At 54.5% G+C, this 17679-nt stretch carries 16 protein-coding genes; 5 read left to right on the top strand and 11 right to left on the bottom strand.

Going from position 1 to position 17679, the window contains the following annotated elements; all coding sequences use genetic code 11:
• Nucleotides 1-47 precede the first annotated feature (47 nt).
• A complete protein-coding gene (locus HOO88_07765) occupies nucleotides 48-2171 on the top strand; it encodes a hypothetical protein (GenBank protein ID NOU36651.1) in 2124 nt (707 codons plus the stop codon).
• A 144-nt stretch (nucleotides 2172-2315) separates the two neighbouring features.
• On the opposite strand, the gene HOO88_07760 is transcribed toward HOO88_07765, so the two are convergent.
• The 8 genes from HOO88_07760 to HOO88_07725 form a co-directional block, all read right to left on the bottom strand.
• Nucleotides 2316-3311, bottom strand: a complete 996-nt coding sequence (locus tag HOO88_07760; protein ID NOU36650.1) for a GHMP kinase — start codon at nucleotides 3309-3311, stop codon at nucleotides 2316-2318.
• 28 nt (nucleotides 3312-3339) lie between these two features.
• Nucleotides 3340-4344: a mevalonate kinase gene (mvk, locus tag HOO88_07755; GenBank protein NOU36649.1), complete on the bottom strand. Its 1005-nt coding sequence runs from the start codon at nucleotides 4342-4344 to the stop codon at nucleotides 3340-3342.
• 14 nt (nucleotides 4345-4358) lie between these two features.
• A complete protein-coding gene (locus tag HOO88_07750; protein NOU36648.1) occupies nucleotides 4359-5519 on the bottom strand; it encodes a hydroxymethylglutaryl-CoA synthase in 1161 nt (386 codons plus the stop codon).
• A 79-nt stretch (nucleotides 5520-5598) separates the two neighbouring features.
• Nucleotides 5599-6609 (bottom strand): type 2 isopentenyl-diphosphate Delta-isomerase, encoded by a 1011-nt coding sequence (locus HOO88_07745; GenBank protein NOU36647.1) that lies wholly within the window; start codon nucleotides 6607-6609, stop codon nucleotides 5599-5601.
• Nucleotides 6606-7655 (bottom strand): DUF1016 domain-containing protein, encoded by a 1050-nt coding sequence (locus HOO88_07740; GenBank protein ID NOU36646.1) that lies wholly within the window; start codon nucleotides 7653-7655, stop codon nucleotides 6606-6608. The genes HOO88_07745 and HOO88_07740 overlap by 4 nt, the downstream gene beginning before the upstream one ends.
• 104 nt (nucleotides 7656-7759) lie before the next feature.
• Nucleotides 7760-8341 carry a hypothetical protein gene (locus tag HOO88_07735; GenBank protein NOU36645.1) on the bottom strand — a complete coding sequence of 194 codons (582 nt, stop codon included), beginning with the start codon at nucleotides 8339-8341 and terminating at the stop codon, nucleotides 7760-7762.
• 61 nt (nucleotides 8342-8402) lie between these two features.
• Nucleotides 8403-9434 (bottom strand): hydroxymethylglutaryl-CoA reductase, encoded by a 1032-nt coding sequence (locus tag HOO88_07730; GenBank protein NOU36644.1) that lies wholly within the window; start codon nucleotides 9432-9434, stop codon nucleotides 8403-8405.
• Nucleotides 9435-9512: 78 nt separating this feature from the next.
• Entirely contained in the window at nucleotides 9513-10361 is an 849-nt protein-coding gene (locus HOO88_07725) for a trimethylamine corrinoid protein 2 (protein ID NOU36643.1), read from the bottom strand.
• A 348-nt stretch (nucleotides 10362-10709) separates the two neighbouring features.
• Here HOO88_07725 and HOO88_07720 point away from each other — a divergent pair, with 348 nt between their 5' ends.
• Nucleotides 10710-11588: an AraC family transcriptional regulator gene (locus HOO88_07720; GenBank protein ID NOU36642.1), complete on the top strand. Its 879-nt coding sequence runs from the start codon at nucleotides 10710-10712 to the stop codon at nucleotides 11586-11588.
• Here the strand turns inward: HOO88_07720 and cysK are convergent.
• Both cysK and HOO88_07710 read right to left on the bottom strand, forming a co-directional pair.
• The gene (gene cysK / locus HOO88_07715) at nucleotides 11555-12481 is read right to left on the bottom strand and encodes a cysteine synthase A (GenBank protein ID NOU36641.1); all 927 of its coding nucleotides are present in this window, start codon (nucleotides 12479-12481) and stop codon (nucleotides 11555-11557) included. The genes HOO88_07720 and cysK overlap by 34 nt on opposite strands.
• Before the next feature lie 15 nt (nucleotides 12482-12496).
• On the bottom strand, nucleotides 12497-12940 hold the full coding sequence (locus tag HOO88_07710) for an Rrf2 family transcriptional regulator (protein ID NOU36640.1): 444 nt from the start codon (nucleotides 12938-12940) through the stop codon (nucleotides 12497-12499).
• A 171-nt stretch (nucleotides 12941-13111) separates the two neighbouring features.
• Between HOO88_07710 and HOO88_07705 the strand changes: the two genes are divergently transcribed.
• Nucleotides 13112-14755 (top strand): glutamine--tRNA ligase/YqeY domain fusion protein, encoded by a 1644-nt coding sequence (locus HOO88_07705; protein NOU36639.1) that lies wholly within the window; start codon nucleotides 13112-13114, stop codon nucleotides 14753-14755.
• Nucleotides 14756-14805: 50 nt separating this feature from the next.
• Here HOO88_07705 and HOO88_07700 read toward each other — a convergent pair whose 3' ends face one another.
• A complete protein-coding gene (locus HOO88_07700) occupies nucleotides 14806-15345 on the bottom strand; it encodes a hypothetical protein (protein NOU36638.1) in 540 nt (179 codons plus the stop codon).
• A 204-nt stretch (nucleotides 15346-15549) separates the two neighbouring features.
• On the opposite strand from HOO88_07700, the gene dinB reads away from it, so the two are divergent.
• Together dinB and HOO88_07690 are read left to right on the top strand one after the other, a co-directional pair.
• On the top strand, nucleotides 15550-16743 hold the full coding sequence (dinB, locus tag HOO88_07695; protein NOU36637.1) for a DNA polymerase IV: 1194 nt from the start codon (nucleotides 15550-15552) through the stop codon (nucleotides 16741-16743).
• Nucleotides 16744-16828: 85 nt separating this feature from the next.
• Nucleotides 16829-17653, top strand: a complete 825-nt coding sequence (locus HOO88_07690; protein ID NOU36636.1) for a methyltransferase domain-containing protein — start codon at nucleotides 16829-16831, stop codon at nucleotides 17651-17653.
• Nucleotides 17654-17679: the final 26 nt, after the last annotated feature.

Genomic DNA, 17679 nt, shown 5'->3' with positions numbered 1-17679 from the left:
ACTCCATCACCTTGGAGGGCGAGTCGAAGGGTCAAGGAGGAAAAACCATGGCTCTGACCGAAGAACAACTGCTCGCCCAACTCGAAGCCGAAACCGTTCCCTGCGCCGATCTGCTCGAACAGCTCGACGCCCTCTGCGCCGACGGCAAGGAAGTCCGCGCCGTCGAATGGGGCGAACTGCTCAAGGATACCTTGATCGACCGGAAACTGCTCGACGAAGCCGTCGCCGCCTACGAATGGCTCGCCCTTAAACAAGGCACCTCCCCTGCCATTGCGCAGAAAGAACTCCTGCACATTCTGGCAACCAGCCGCAAAGAGCAGAAGTTCATCGAACCCGCCTTCGAAAAAGCCTCTTCCACCGAAGAGGCTTTTTTGCGCCTGAAACATTTGCGCTCCATGAAAAAAGGAATGCTCTGCTATAACAAAACCTGGGGCTTCGGAATCGTCAACCGCGTTGACCCGTTCTATCAAAAGGTCGAAGTCTCTTTCGAAAAGAAAGGTGACCATGAACTGGCCTTCTCCTACGCCGCCGACGCACTCGACGTTCTCACCGACGATCACCTGATGGCTGTTCGTCACAATAACCCCGACGAATTCGTCCGGCTGATGAAGGAGAATCCCGCCGAAATCATCCGCATGACTCTGCGCAGTTACGGCCCGCTCTCGCTCAATCTGATTCAGGATCATTTCATGCCCGACTTGATCGCCACGGAAGCCGACTGGAAAAAATTCTGGGATGCCGCCCGCAAAGATCTCAAAAACGATCCGTTAATCGAAATTCCATCCAAACGTACCGATCCGCTGCGTCTGCGCCGCAAAGCCAAGGCCTACGATCAAATCTGGTTCGAAAAATTCAAAGCCGAACGCGACATGCCTGCCGTTTTCCAGGGGTTGGAAGAAATTCAGGCGCAGAAATTCCAGACTCTTGAATCGTACATGAAAGAAGCAATCGCTAACCGCCTCGCCTTCGCCGTTAAAGGCGGATCGCTTAACCAGCCCGGATGGATTGCCCAGGCGCTGGTTTATGCCGAACAGCTCGGCGTCGAACCCGAAAGCGTGGACTGTACCGCAGAACTGACCAAGCTGGCCGGACGTGACGACCTGCCCGCCCTGCTCGAAGAACTCCCGTCCCGCTTTATGCAGGCCTTCATCAGCCGTCTCTTCACCGCGTCTGAAACCGCCCGCAGTTTCCTGCTTCGCCGCCTGCCCGAATTCGGCACCACCGCGCTCAACGAAACCATCGAAGCACTCATCCGCAACGGTGCAGAAACCGAACTGACCGGACAGATTCGCGACACCGTTCGTCGTCGGGCATGCAGTCCGGCTCTGCTTCTTTGGATTCTGCGTAATGAAGAACGCGCCGCAGGCTGGCAGCTCACCGACAAGGCCGACCTCGCCTTCCAGACCATTGAACTGATCGAACAGGAACACTGCGGCGCCGCCCTGCGCGCACAGAACCAGCTCCGTGAACAGATCGAAGACAACGATTCACTCAAGAGCATCCTCGCCGCCATGAGCGACTCCCAGCGCCGCGACTTTATGCGCCGCATCAGTGATTCTCCCGCATGGAGCAAACTCGATCGCCAGTCGTTACAGGCCAAAACCATCAAGATTTGCCCCGACCTGCACGAAATCGTACTCAAGAAAACCAACGCCGCGCCAAAAGAAAAGAACCCGCGCATCACCTCACCACGCAGCTATCAGGCAAAGAAAGATCAGTTCGAGCACATCCTCAAAAAAGAAATCCCGGAAAACTCCAAAGAGATCGAACTGGCCCGCAGCTACGGCGACCTGCGCGAAAACTCCGAGTTCAAATTCGCCAAAGAAAAACAGCGCCTGCTCAGCCTGCAGGCCGAAGAACTGCAGAAAGCTCTCGACGAAGTGAAACCGACCGACTTCACCGGCTTCCCGTGCGACGTCGTCGGAATCGCCACCGGGGTTGAACTCGTTTACGCCGACGGCAACCGCGAAAACTATTACATCCTCGGCGAATGGGACCAGGACGAAACCCTGCACATCATTTCATCGCAGGCCGGCATGGCCAAAGCGCTTGCAGGAACCAAAGCCGGCAGCCGGGTTCGCGTACCGACCTCCAGCGGAATCGATGTTGAAGTCGAAGTCACCGCCGTCACCGCCCTGCCCGAACATATCCGGGCGTGGATTAACGGTTAGTCCTGTAGACGCGACGCCCTCGTCGCGTTTCCCCTACAGAGATGAACGCGACGAGGGCGTCGCGTCTACGTTTTTTTATCAAACCATAGGAGAAATCTCCCTAAGGTTTGGAATCCTGCTACACCGCTCCCTGTTCCGGTAACATTATAAAACGCCGCGTGAATCGACTTGCAGGTTATACGTTTGAAACCTTCCAAACTTCGGAATTTCGCTTAAGCCGACAGCGCAATCGCCGAGTCCTGAGCCGGAAATTTTGGCGGGGACTTTCAGATCGCGGAACTCCTGAATAATTTCCGACAGCGCGGCGTTGCAGAGGCCCATCTCTTCCATCAGCTTCTGATTCAGAATCAGCATCCGGCCCAATTGCGAAAAATCGTCAATCACCTCACCGACGCTGGCGTCCATCCGGTCGAATATCTTTTCAAAATAATCGGCGTTCAGCGCGCGGCGCTCTTCGAGATAGCGAATCACATCCGCCGTTTTCATCTTGGAGCCGGAATAAACCGCCGTCAGCTGAAATGATCCCGTCAGCGGAACAATCTCCAACGGCCTGCCCTGAGGATTCTCGAAGGGCGCGGCACGATAGGCCACCACGCCACCGAAAACGCTCGCCGCCACATCCGCGCCGGAACCGCGTCCTTGCACACGATGAATCGTCGCCAGCGAACGTTTGAATAACTCATCCTTATCGAAAGGCGGGGTCACGGCCCCCGCCCTACAATTTTCAGCCTGAATTTTTGTAGCCGAGGTCCGAGACCTCGGAAAATGCATCAGCACGGCGTGGGTTGCAACGGTGACGGCCGCAGATGAACCAAAGCCGATATCGCTCGAAAACTCCGATTCGATTTTCAGTTCGATTCCCTGCGTCAGCGGATACTGCTTCACGGCATCCAGCACGAAGCGGAAATCGGGATGATCAGCCAGTGCGCCGAGCGGCGCTTCGTAACTTCCAAGGTCTGAAACAATCCGAAGAATCCGTTTATCAATTGTTGAGAATGAAACAGTGATTCGTTTATTGATGGCGCAAACCAGCGCACGGCGGCCATGGAGTACGGCGTGTTCGCCCAGCAACATCAGGCTTCCGGGAGCGGAAGCCCAGATTGATGATTGATGATTGGTGATTGATGATTGGTTGTTCATTCCAAAATCGAAAATCTTAAATCGCCAATCATACAATTCTCGTCCCGAGAGGGTCTCCGCGCACCGGCGAAACGTTGTAGCCGTATTTGGTCGCAAGTGTGGTCGGCATAAAGTCGGCCAGCACCAGCACCACTCCGCCGCTCTGTCCGCGGATCGAACCCGCGCCGCAAATTTTCGCCGCGCCGCCCGCCGTTTCGACGTCGGCGACGAACTGCTGAACCTTTTGCGGCACGACGCCAATGCGGCAAAGCAGCCGGTGATTTTCGCGAAGCAGCGACCGCATCAGCGCGCTGTTATTTTCGCGCACCGCTTTTTCGACTTCATTGGTGACCGCTTCAAAATCATTCCAGATCAGGTCGTTCTGGAACTGCTCTTTGACCTGCACGACACATTCGCCGGTGGTCGCTTCCGGCGTGCCGGTTTCGACCAGATACATTTTCATACGCGGAAGCGGTACGGAACGGGCCGTGCCGTTCTGAAATGCGGCGCATCCGCCGTAAAGCGAAATATAAGAATCCACGCCGCTGGGATGCCCATGCTGGAGTTTTTCGGCTTCCAGACTGAACTCATAATACCACTCCGGCTTGAAGTCGACGCGCAGGTAGTGGCCGAGCGCACGCAGTTCGCTCAGTACCGATGCGGCGGACGATCCCATTCCGCTGCCTACCGGAATGCTCGACTTGAGTTTAATGACTATGCCGGTCTCAAGCGAGCGGTGCAGTCCGTCGAGCACGGTGATGAAGCCGAATTTGAAAAGATCGACCGGTTTGTGCAGCACATCGCGAATACCCATCTTGCCTTCAAGAAAAAGATGATAGTTGTAAAGCGCCCGACGCTTGAAATCCTGAAGCGCCAGCATCGTGAACGAATCGCGTTCGCTGACGCCCTGCATCTCGAAAGAAATCTGTCCGTCGTCGGAATCTTCGATGGTGGCGGTCACACTGCGGTCAATCGCCATCGCGACGGCCGGTTTTCCGTACACCACGGAATGCTCGCCGCTCAAAATCAGTTTACCTGGGGCAATGGCTTTCATCTGGCCGTATTAAATCAAATCCGGGCCTTGGCGTAAATGCGCTTATGTCCCTGCATACCGGCAAAACGGAACGGCCCGGTGCGGTACTGCGGGAACGTATGTTCGCCGCCGTCGGTCGGAATGCCGTAATGGTAAATGTCTTCGTACTGCTGGAACGTCAGCTCCGTGCGTCCGGCAAGCATCTGCCGGTGCTGGCCAGCAAACAGCGCGTCACGGTAGTTCTTCTGCACAACGCCGCTGAAAAACTCACCGACGCAGCCGGAACCGTAGCTGTAAAGCCCGATCCGTTTTCCGCCCAGATCCTCCGCCGCGTTATCGAGCAGTGAAGCCAACCCGACGTAAAGCGACGCGGAGTAACAGTTGCCCGCCTGCCTGCTGTAGATCAGCGATTCACCGATGACCTTTTTCAGTTCGTCATCCGAAGTGCCCTTCGCCAGTTTCTGGTGCGCCTTTTCGGCCATGCGGGTGAACGGAATGTGGTAGCAGAAGCGGGCGAAGTCATTCAGCGAGCGGCCGCTCTCAGCGGCGTACTGCCTCCACGACTCCAGCAACGCTTTAATGTAAACCAGCGTCGAATACTTGCCGTCCACCAGCGCCTCAGAAAGATAGTTGGGCCGCCAGAAATCCATCACATCATCGGCGTAGAATCCGGCCTCAGGATCAATCGCCAGCAGACGCGGATCGGCGGAAACCGTGAAAGCGACCGCGCCGCATCCCTGCGTCGATTCACCGGGACTGCCGAGTTCATAGCGGGCGACGTCGGAAGCGATCACCAGCACTTTGCTCTTCGGCTTCATGGCGACGAGCCCCATCGCCAACCGCAGTGCGGCGGTCGCGCTGTAGCAGGCCTGTTTCAGTTCGACCACACGACAACGCTCCGGCAGACCGAGCAGTCCGTGGACAAACATTCCGGCAGCCTTCGACTGGTCAATACCGCTTTCGGTGGCAAACAGCAGCGCCTCGACGCCATCCAGCGCGCCTTGCTGTTTCAGCGGAAAAGCCGCGCTGGCGGCCATCGTAACGACATCTTCGTCCGGCGGCGGAATCCCCATCTTCTCCTGACCGATGCCGGTATAAAATTTTTCCGAATCAATACCACGCGCCGTCGCCAGTGTCTTCAGATCGAGAAAATACTGCGAGGTGTAAAACGAAATCTGGTCGATGCCGGTTTTCATTGTTTTAACGTAGGACAGGCTTCCAGCCTGTCTATTCCCTTTTAGATTCAACATCTCCTGGACAGGCTGGAAGCCTGTCCTACTTTACAATCAACGCGTCATGGCCTTGGATTTTTTCGACACGATCCGCGCCGAGCAGAAACATCGCGGTGACAAACTCGCGCTTCAGTTTTTGAATCACGACACGGACGGCTTCTGCCGACTCCATGGCCGGATTCAGGAACGGGCGGGCCAGTCCGCAGAGCGACGCGCCGAGAATGACCGCCTTCGCCATATCCACGCCGGAGCGGATGCCGCCGGACGCAATCAATGTGACATTAAGCGGGGCGAGCTGCTTAAGAGCCATCGGAGTTGGAATGCCCCAGTCCTGAAAAAGTTCGCCGAGCGACGGATCGTTACTGCGTTCACCTTCGACGCGGCTCCATGACGTTCCACCCGAACCGGCGACGTCGATATATTTCACACCGGCATCAATCAGCAGTTCGGCATCGGCGGCGGAAATTCCCGCGCCGACTTCTTTGACGATCACCGGCACTTCGAGTCCCCGAACAATCTCGCCGATCTTTTTCTGAAGATTGGAGAAATTGGTGTCGCCGCCCGGCTGAACCGCTTCCTGCAACGGATTCAAATGCAAACAAAGCGCGTCGGCCTTTAGAATCTGCACCACGGCGCGGGCGTGCTGGAGTGTCATGTCTTCATTGAGCTGTACCGCACCGAGATTGGAAAACAGCAGCGTCGTCGGCGCGACGTGGCGAAGATCAAAACTGGATTTGGCCGTCGGCTCGGTGAAAAAGATACGCTGGGAACCGACGCCCATCGCCACGCCTTCGGCTTCGGCGGCGGCGGCGAGGTTGGTATTGATCTTCCGGAACAGCTTATCGCCGCCGCCGGTCATCGACGAAATCAGCAACGGGAACGAAAGTTTCTTGCCCATGAACTCGACCGACGGATCAATCGCCTTCAGATCAATCTCCGGCAGTGCGCGGTGCGTCAGACGGATCTCGTCGAAGTAAAACTTGCGGCGATCCATCTCGTCCTTCTGCGCGACGATCTTAACGTGCTCCACTTTCCGTTTCTCAAGTTCGCTCATGATTCTTCCCTTTCGCCCCGCAAGGTCATGCTGTTGCGGGCAATGGCAATCGCTTTGTGATATTTATCCAGCAACACCTCTTTGGAAGGCAGAATGGTAAAGTAGTCGGCTACTTTGATATTACTCTTGTGCAATTGTAACAGCTCGACATGCTCCGGATTTTTCCCCGCACACAGAATCAGTCCGATGGGTGAATTCTCACCCTCAACCGATTCGTGTTTTTCGAGCCACGCCAGATACAGCTCCATCTGGCCTTTATAGGCAGCATCAAACTCGCCAAGCTTCAAATCAATCGCCACAAGCGCCTTAAGCCGACGGTGATAAAAAAGCAAATCTAAGTAATAGTCGCGGCTGTCAATCGGGATCCGCTTCTGCCGGGCCATAAAGGCAAAGTCGCTGCCCAGCTCGGTGATAAACCGTTGCAACTCGGCGGTAATTGCCGACTCAAGGTCTTTCTCCGAATAGCTATCCTTCAAATCGAGGAAATCCAAGAAATACGGGTCGCGAAACACTAGGTCGGGGGTAATCTGACCCGTGGCACCCAGTTGCTGAAGTTCACGCTGAATGGTCTCTTCCGGCTTTTTACTGATCGCCGTACGCTCGAAAAGCATGGATTGAATGCGCTCCTCAAGCGTCCGTGTGCTCCATTTCTCAAACCTGCACATCTCAATATAAAACGTCCGCTTCAGCTCATCGTCAATCGGAAGGATGGTTCGAATATGGGTCCAGCTCAATTGTGTACGCAGTGCGTTCACAATTTGAGGATCGGGAAAAGTCTCCGCAAAGCGGAGACAATGATGTAAATGCCGCTTGCTCCAGCCTTTACCGTACTCCGCCGTCAATTGCTGCGACAAGGCGGCAACCACATGTTGTCCGTATTCCGCCCGCCGATCCTTCAGCACCTCGTCATTAAGCCGCTTGCCGACCTGCCAGTACAACAGCGTCATCGCGGCGTTAACCGTCACCGCCACCTGCTGGCGACCCTGCTCGATCAGCGATCTGATTTCGGAAAAAAGGCTCTGGCTTAGGTGCAGCTCGTTATTCATGAAATAGGATCCTTCTGCGCGACGATCTTAACGTGCTCCACTTTCCGTTTCTCAAGTTCGCTCATAAAATTCCGTTGCCTCACGGCACCCCACAGCCAAAAATACTATAAACTTCCGCTTCCTCCCGGAAGTCGATCCAACGACAACACCAGATTATTTGTCCTTAGCACATCGTACTCGAACCATTTTAGTCTCTTGTCATTTAAATCCACTTGCTCAAACTGCGTCCAGGCAGTTGGCGCAAATTTTATTCCACTATCTCTTGCCGTGGTTCCAAACCAAACAACTGACGGATAATTCCAGCGAAATTTAAACGACTTAAAATCAACATGCTCTTCTCCTAATGAAAAGCTTAGCTTGGCAATAAATCGCAATCCAGACTCGGCCAAACATTTCCGCCCTCTATCCGCAACGGTTTTTCTTTTGTCAAAAGAGCACCACTCATATTCTGCACTGGATTCTTTCTCATAAAATAAGAACCGTATGTTGTTATTCGTGCTGGTGATGAATTTGATGGCTCCGACATCAGAAGTATTTTTTACCAACACAATATATCCCTCTGGAACATGGACTTGAGACCAGCTGATGCCAAAGGCCTGAGTATTTTCCTCACCACAACCTATATCTGCGGCGAGAAATACACCTAACAATACACACCACAACCGCCATCTTAAAAATTTGACCATATTGCCTCTTTATAAACTAACTGGGGTTATATCTTCTGCACATCTTGAACTTGACGTGTTTTCAACCCTTTCTTTCCAGCTTGCGGTGAGCGGCCATGAGTTCGCCGGGATTGGTGAGCGCGGCCATGAGGGAAAGTTCGCCGCAGAGAACGGCGGCGGAGCAGATGAGGGCAAGGCGGCGGGCGTTGGCGCCCGGTTCGCGTTCTTCGCGGCAACCGAGTTTCTGCATCACTTCTTCGACGAACGGAAGTCCTTTGCCGTTGCCGACCGTGCCGACGATCAGGTTGGGAATGGTGACGGAAAACCAGAGATCGCCGTTGCGGACTTCCGCCTGCGTGACGCCCTGCGAACCTTCGATGATGTTGGCGGCATCCTGGCCGGTGGCGAGATAGAAGGCCAGCAGCATGTTGGCGTAGTGCGCGTTGGCGGAGCGCAGTCCGCCCGCCAGCATGGTGCCGATCAGGTTTTTTCGGATGTTGAGCTGGACGATTTTTTCCGGCGTGCTTTTCAGATATTTCTGAACCAGTTTTCCGGGAACGGTCAGTTCGGCAACGACATATTTGCCGCGCCCGAGAATGCCATTGACGCCGGTGGCTTTTTTGTCGGAGCAGAAGTTGCCGGAGATCGATTCGTATTTCAGCGCCGGGCAAAGTTCAAGAATACGGGTCATCAGCGCTTCGCTGGCGAAGGTGACCATGTTATGGCCGGAGGCGTCGCCAGTGGTGAACTCGAAGCGGATAAAAAGCAGGTTGCCCGCGATCTGCGAATGCATGTCGATCAGTTTGGCAAAGCGGCTGGTCGTGGCGACGACGGTTCCAAACTTCGGAAATTCTGCTTTAATTTTTTCCAGACATTGGAAAGCGACGATGGCGTCCGGCGCTTCGAATAGAACCGAACGGCTCATCCGTTCATCGATGACGACCGCTTTGATTCCGCCGGAGGCGGTAGCGACGCGCGCGCCGCGGTTGACGGAAGCGAACAGCGGCGTTTCGTAGGTCGCCAGCGGCAGTTCGGTTTCGATATCAATTTCCGGCCCGGCGATTTTGACCGGCCCGACCCATTGAAGCGGTACATTGGCAAAAGACGTACTCATGGCGGAGTTTTTAGACTGTTTGATGCCGAAGCGAAAGATTTTTCGGGCTTCTCAAACAGGTTCTGCCATCACCAGCGACTATTTCCAACGGTTTATTTTTTTCAGAACCGCCGCGCCATGCTCTTCTGACTCAATTCCGCAGACTCCCATCCAGACCCCTTCGGGACGAAGATTTTCGATCAGCACATCCAGATGCTGCGGGTACACATGAAAAAGTTGAACTCCTTTTCCAGCGGCCTGAACTTTCTTAAAGACACCGATCCAGTCCGTCACTTCGCCGCGTCCGGCGCCCCACACCCATTGAATCGCGTTTAGCGTTTTGATTTCCAGCAGGCGGTCCAGATGTCGCAAGCTGCCGACTCCGTCCAAATGGTAGATTGAGGCGTCGAAGTAATTGCACTCTTCCCGAAGTCCCTCGAGAAAAAATTCGTTAAACTGTTCCGGGCTGATCATGTAGGAAAAATCGTTGGACGGCACATGCCACCGGCGGGTGGACACGATTCCCGGCCAGCCGGTACAGGCCTGTCCGGCGGAACTCAGCTTTTTGTAGTAGTGCTCATACGTTTTGAAAAAATCAGCGGTGACCTTTTTCAGCTCTTTCTTCACGGCATCCGGGTCGTCAAACAGATCAATGGCCAAATTCTGCGGTCCGCGAAATCCAACGAGGCAGTCCGCTCCAGGATGGAGGTCCGGCCAGCCGGTGTAAAAGGTGTTCTTCCCGGCTTCGATGTACGCCGCATAGAGCTCTTCCATTTTTTCCCAGTATGGATTCTCGCCGGACAGTTTCAATCCATCCGCATCCGCCCAATCGTTCAGGAACGGCTTGATGTATGACGTACTGGCTTCAAAAATAATTTCACCGCCGTAAATTGCCGGGAAAAAGTCCGGACCGAGATTCGGAAAAGCACAAGGTAACGCATCTCCCATATACACTCTATTTTGCGCGATCCTCTTTGCCTGTTGGGCCCGGAACTCCGCGTCCATCCACCAATCTTTACAGGTTGCATGATGGCTCACAGGAAGGGGAATTTCTTCCTTTTTTTGGCAGCTCATCGTCACACAGGCTCTATCCAAAATTTCACAGTCCCAAAACGCATCCTGACGTTTCAAGCGCATCTCCAAGTCATCAATTCCGTCAATCGACATCAGCTCCATAGGGCACTCCTGCTATTAATTTTGTTTCACCAATACAACTGGCGACAACTAGAAATCGCATACGTTAATCATGTTATATTGGTTGAAGCGACAGGATTTATGTTTTACAGATATGGATAAATGATACAGAGAACGACAGACACATTCGACCAGCAGATCCATCCTGCAGGAAGTCCGTTCCCTGCCGATGCCGATGTTTTCCTAACCACGCTGGCGACCTTTCAGAGCCTTGGGAACTTTAAGTGGGAACAGGTCGCAGCAATCACAGCCATTCATGCCGTGCTGGAAGGAGAAGGAACCGTTCTGCACAACGGAATCGCCTATGAAGCAAAGCGCGGCGACCTGTTCATCTTCCGCAAGGGCGAGCACTACCATTATTACGACCATCCGGAAAAGCCGTGGAACTACATCTATATCTTAATTTCTGGAAGCCGCCTTGATGCGCTTTTGGAACAAATCGGTCTAACGGCAGATCAGCCGATTTTAAACGTGTCAGACTTCGACCGATTCTGGATCAAGTTGAACATTCTGAAGCAGGAGTTCGAGAAAGAAGCCGTCTCCGGAATATCCGCCGTACGTGCCGGATGGGAGCTTCTCGAATTGCTGAAAGAACGCTGCGAACGTCATACGCCGTCTCTAAAACGTGATGTCACTGAAACCGCTCGGCAGATCATCAAATTTAATCCACAGACCGTTACTAACGTAAACACGCTGGCCGATGCGTTGCAGGTCAGCCGAGTCACCCTGTTCAGAAGTTTTAAAAAGCGCTACGGAATTTCGATCAAAGAATATATCGAGCAGGTTCGGTTCGAGCGGATTCAGACGCTACTTAAAGCGTCATCTCTTCCGATCAGCGATATTGCCCGTATGGGCGGATTCACAGATCCTCTGTATTTCAGCCGGGCATTCCGGAAACGCTACGGCGTTCCGCCCGCTCAGTGGAGATCAATGGATCGTACCTCGGCTCAAGCTTCGTCGAAAAGCCAAGTGGAAAGGTAGCGCTCGCCGCTGTCACAAATGACGGTGACGATCAGCTTACCTTCATTCTCCGGTCGTTTAGCCAGTTGAAGCGCGGCCCAGACATTGCCGCCAGCAGAAATTCCGCAAAGGATTCCTTCTTCTTTGGCAAGGCGCCGCGCGGTTGCTCCGGCATCGGCGGAGCTGATCAGCATCACTTCGTCGATCAGTTTGGTGTCGAGGTTGGTCGGTATAAAACCCGCGCCGATTCCCTGAATTTTGTGCGGACCCGGTTTGCCGCCGGAAATGACAGGCGAGTCAGTCGGCTCAACAGCAACCACCTTAACGGAGGCTTTGCGCTTCTTGAGCGCACTGCCGACACCGGTGAGCGTTCCGCCGGTTCCGACTCCCGCGACGAACAGATCAACGGAGCCGTCGGTGTCGTTCCAGATTTCAACCGCTGTAGTCTGGCGATGGATTTCGGGATTGGCGGCGTTGTCAAACTGCTGCGGCATGTATGCGTCTGGCAGTGTTCCGACCAGCGCTTCCGCTTTTTTGATCGCTCCCGGCATACCTTCTGAGCCGGGCGTGAGAATCAACTCCGCGCCAAGCGCGGCGAGCAGTTTGCGCCGCTCGATGCTCATGGTTTCCGGCATGGTGAGAATCAGTTTGTAGCCTTTGGCGGCGGCGGCGAAGGCCAGCGCGATGCCGGTGTTGCCGCTGGTCGGCTCAACGATGGTTGCTCCGGGTTTCAGATCACCGTTTTTTTCCGCCGCTTCGATCATCGCAATACCGATACGGTCTTTGACGCTGCCAAGCGGATTGCGTGATTCCAGTTTTACCGCCACGGTTGCCTTGAGTCCTGCGGCAAGACGGTTCAACCGAATTAGCGGCGTTCCGCCGATGGTCTGCGTTATGCTGTCGTAAATTTTCATTTTAAAATTCCTCGCTTAGATGCTGTAACTGGCGGCGCGGTTTTTCATTAGATCCGCTTCTTTGTTGAGCAGGTCTTTGAGCGTGATTTTTGAGAAATAGGCTTCAAGAACCTGTGAGGCACCTTCCCAAACCGGACGGGTTACGCAAAGGTTTTTGTCACGACCTTTACAGTCATTACGGGCGCAGTCCACCAGCGACATTTCGCCTTCGGAAGCGCGGAGAATGTCATACACCGTGATTTTGGCAGGGTCTTTGGCGAGCACGAACCCGCCTTTGACGCCGCGCAGACCAATCACCAGTCCTTCGTTTTTGAGAGGAACGATGATCTGTTCAATATAGTCGGCAGAGATGCATTCCTCCGCAGCAACAATCTTTTTGGAAACCGGCCCGTTTTTCTGATAGCGGGCGATACCGAGCAAAATACGAACCGCGTACCGACCCTTGGTTGACATTTTCATAATCCACCCTCCGAGTTAAACTAACAAATCATTATCAGATTTACGGGTTTTAATTAATTAGCACCTTATAAGTCAACTTTAAAAACCGGACGGTCTGTCCGATATTCCATGCAAAGGATTGCCATTCGGCGTCAAATCGGGCAGAAAAATAACTGCCTTTAAGGAATTACTATGAGCAGCAACTTTATTCATGAGATCATTGATGCGGATTTAGCCTCTGGAAAACACTCGGAGATCGTCACCCGCTTCCCGCCGGAACCAAACGGCTATTTGCATATCGGCCACGCCAAAGCCATCTGCCTCGACTTCGGCACCGCCTTGAAATACGGCGGACGCTGTCACCTGCGTTTCGACGACACCAACCCGACCGCCGAAGATACTGAATACGTCGAGGCGATTGAAAACGATGTCCGCTGGCTCGGCTTCGACTGGGGCAAAAACCTTTTTTGGGCATCCGACTATTTCGACCGCATGTATGAATGCGCCGTCGAACTGATCAAGCTCGGCAAGGCCTACGTCTGCGATTTGAGCGTCGATGCTTTCAAGGAATACCGCGGCGTGCCGCACCTGCCCGGCAAAGAACCGGCGGGCCGCAGCCGCTCCATCGAAGAAAACATCGACCTCTTCAATCGGATGAAAAACGGCGAATTCGCCGACGGCACCTACGTTCTGCGTGCCAAGATCGACATGGCCTCACCGAACCTGCACATGCGCGACCCGGCCATCTACCGCATCAAACACGCCAGCCACCACAACACCGGTGACAAATGGTGCATCTATCCGATGTACGACTTCGCCCATTGCCTCGAAGATTCCATCGAAGGCGTCACCCACTCGCTCTGCACGCTCGAATTTGAAGTCCACCGCCCGCTCTACGACTGGATTCTCGAAACGCTCGAACTCTACCAGCCGCACCAGTACGAATTCGCCCGCCTCAACCTCACTTACACCATCATGAGCAAACGCAAGCTGCTCGAACTGGTAAAAGAAAATCTCGTAAACGGCTGGGACGATCCGCGCATGCCGACCGTTTGCGGCATGCGCCGCCGCGGCTACACGCCCGAGGCCATCCGCGCCTTCTGCACCGAAATCGGCATCACCAAAACCGAAAGCCTTACCGACGTCGCCCTGCTCGAACACCATGTCCGCAGCGACCTCAACGAAATCGCGCCGCGCCGCATGGCCGTACTCGATCCGCTTAAAGTCGTCATCACCAGCTATCCCGCCGGACAGACCGAAGAATTCGAACTGCCCAACCATCCGAACAAACCGGAAATGGGCATTCGCACGGTTCCGTTCAGCCGTGAGATTTACATCGAGCGCGAGGACTTCATGGAAGAGCCAGCGAAAAAATTCTTCCGCCTCGCCCCCGGCACCGAAGTCCGCCTGCGCGGCGCTTATCTGGTGACTTGCACAAACGTCGTCAAAGACGGTTCCGGCAACATCACCGAACTACACTGTTCACACGACCCTGAATCCAAAGGCGGCAATGCGCCTGACGGACGAAAAGTCAAAGGCACCATCCACTGGGTTTCCGCCGTACACGGCATCAAAGCCGAAGTACGCCTCTACGATCGCCTGTTCACCAGTGAAAATCCCGCCGCCGAAGAAGCTGATTTCAAAGAATATCTGAACCCCGATTCACTCAAAGTGATTACCGGCTTCATTGAACCCGGCCTGGCGGCGGCGAAGGCCGGCGAAAAATTCCAATTTGAACGCATCGGCTACTTCTGCGCCGACATCGACACCGATTCAGTGAAGCCCGTATTCAACCGCACCGTCGGCCTGCGCGAATCTTCGACCAAACAGGCATAAAAAAGCGCCCCGGAATTCCGGAGCGCGTTCTTCCAACGTTTGGAACCAGATTAGACGCGACCGAAGAAGCGGCGGTATCCGGCGATCAGCAGACCGCCCAGCCCGATCATCAGTGCGCTCGCCGGCTCGGGAATGGCAGCCCCATATTCCACCATGTATTCGCCGCAAGTTCCCGATTGTGTCCTGAGATTGCTCCCGTAGCCGCTGCCGGTTATTGCGACGCCGACATTACCATCAGGCTGTCCGGACGCCCATGGACTGGTCGACCACCCCGAGAAGTCAACCGTTCCTTCTCCATTGACCCAGACGTAATCGCTACCAACTTTATGAGCGCCGACCCAGCTGATATTCCAAGCACCAAGAGCCGACATGGATTTAACGAAATTAAATTCCGCCTCTGAATTCAACGTTGCCAAATGGCCTATGTATCCGCTGTAGCTCAGGCTCTCTGCCGCCGTTTTTGCCTGATCCCACGTTCCGTTTGAACCGATTAGCTCGTAATAATGCCCGCCCCACTCAACCGGAGCCGCTTGCGCCGCAACGCAAACTGTTGCGACCGAGACCGTAATAATCCATTGGCTGATTTTCATTTTTTTCCTTTCGTTTTCGACCGGGCGGCCTTTGCAATATCCGCACGGCATGCCCGCATTTTCCTCTCCCTTCGCAAAAACCAAAGTTTTTATAGAAAATAAACTCCCTGATTGTTCTGTAATGAGCCTCCCGACAAGCCGTCCAGCGACGAAAGCGTGAAGCTTTGTTTTCAACAAGTTGGAAACGTGTTAAACACATCGCCGATGTCTGAAAAAACTATTCTTCATATCGACATGGACGCCTTTTTCGCGGCGGTCGAGGTGCACGACCATCCCGAACTGAAGGGCAAACCGGTCGTGATCGGTTCGCCGCCGGACAAGCGCGGCGTGGTTTCAACCTGCTCCTACGAGGCACGCAAATTCGGCATCCATTCCGCCATGCCGTCGCGCACTGCCTTCAAACTCTGCCCACACGCCGTCTTTCTGCCGCCGAATATGAAGCGCTACCACGAAGTATCGGGACAGATCATGGAAATCTTCCGGCGCTTCACGCCGCTGGTCGAACCGCTCTCATCCGACGAAGCGTTCCTCGACGTCACCGGTGCGCGCTATCTTTTCGGCGACGGCCCAGCCATCGCCAAAAAAATTAAAACCGCCGTACTGCAAGAAACCGGGCTGACCTGCTCCGTCGGCGTTGCCTCCAATATGTTCCTCGCCAAAATCGCCAGCGATCTCAATAAACCTGACGGGCTCACCGTCGTTCCGGCTTCGGAAAAACTCATCGCCGCATTCCTCGCGCCGTTACCGGTTAAACGGATGTGGGGCGCCGGTAAAAAGACGCAGGCAATTCTGGACGCGCACAAGATCCGTACCATCGGCGATCTCCAAACCGTCGCACCGGAAAAGCTCGCCGCATGGATCGGTGACAATTCCGCCGCGAGTTTCCTGAGGCTGGCGTTCGGCATGGATGACCGCGAACTCACGACGGACAGCGAAGAGAAAAGTATCTCCAACGAAATTACCTTCGACAAAGATCAGTGCGATGCCGGAGTGGTCGAAGCCGCCCTGCTCGATCTGGCTGATAAAGTCGGCACGCGACTGCGCCGTGCCGGTTATTATGCCGCTACCGCGCAGATCAAACTTCGCTGGACCGATTTCTCCACCATTACCCGCCAGCGGCGGCTTGATCCGCCTTGCTGCGACGACATCACTCTGCGCGACACCGCGCTCGAACTGTTCCGGAAAGAAAGTCTGCACAGCGCCGTGCGACTGATCGGCTTCGGCGTCAGCGGACTGCGCCGTACCGCCGACGCTCCGCAACTTGATCTATTCAAAAGCCCGAACAAACAAACATCCACAAAACGTGAAGGTCTCAGTCGCGCCGTTGACCGCATCCGCGAAAGGTTTGGACGAGCCAGCATTCACCGCGGTTCCAGCATGAAAAATAAAAATCGCTAACCACGGAATACACCGAAAACACGGAACAAATGAATGTACATACTTCTGTGTATTCAGTGTATTCCGTGGTTAAAATCTCCGCCGCATGAATCCATCACCCCTCATTTGCCCAGCCTGCGAAAAAACTCTGACATGGAGCGGGCGGGAGTGTCGCTGTGAAAACGGCCACACCTTCGATCCGGCAAAAGAGGGCTACCTGAATCTGTTGCTCAGCCACCAGCGGCGCTCCAGCCATCCCGGCGACGACGACAATATGATTCAGGCGCGCCGCCGTTTCCTCGATTCCGGCGCCTTTGATCCCCTCACCGGCTTGATCCGTCAATCAGCAATCCTCAATCCACAATCGACAATTCTCGACTGCGGCTGCGGCGAAGGTCATTTCCTCGGCGCACTGAGCGAGTCTCGCGATGGACAATTTTTCGGCGTGGATATTTCAAAAGAAGCTATCCGGTGCGCGGCCAAGCGGTACAAAAAGGCAAAGTGGATTGTCGCCAACGGAATGCGCAAACTGCCGTTCGCCGATCACTCAATGGATGTCATTCTCAGCGTTCTCGCTCCGCGTAATCCGGACGAATTCGTCCGTGTACTAAAACCCGATGGCGCACTGATTCTCGGCGTACCCGGCCCGAACCATTTGATTGAACTGCGTTCGCAGCTGACGGCCAATGCCGGTGACTTCGAAAAAAAAGCCGATGAGGCCGCCGCCAAATGCGCGCCGCACTTCAAGGAAACGCACCGGGAACTGTTGAGCTATCAGCAGACACTCGACGCGGCGCAACTCGCCGATCTGATCCAGATGACGCCGATCTTCTGGTGCTCCGGCCCGGAAGCAAAAGCTAGCGTGCAGCGGCTCGATCAACTGACGGTCACCGTCAGCTTCACCCTGCTTACACTGCAACGTCCAACATGAAAAAAGGCGCTCCGGAATATCCGAAG

This window comes from Kiritimatiellaceae bacterium (assembly GCA_013141415.1).
GTDB lineage: Bacteria > Verrucomicrobiota > Kiritimatiellia > Kiritimatiellales > Tichowtungiaceae > Tichowtungia.
Note: the sequence above shows the minus strand (reverse complement) of the source record. Positions and strands in the feature narration are given on the sequence as shown.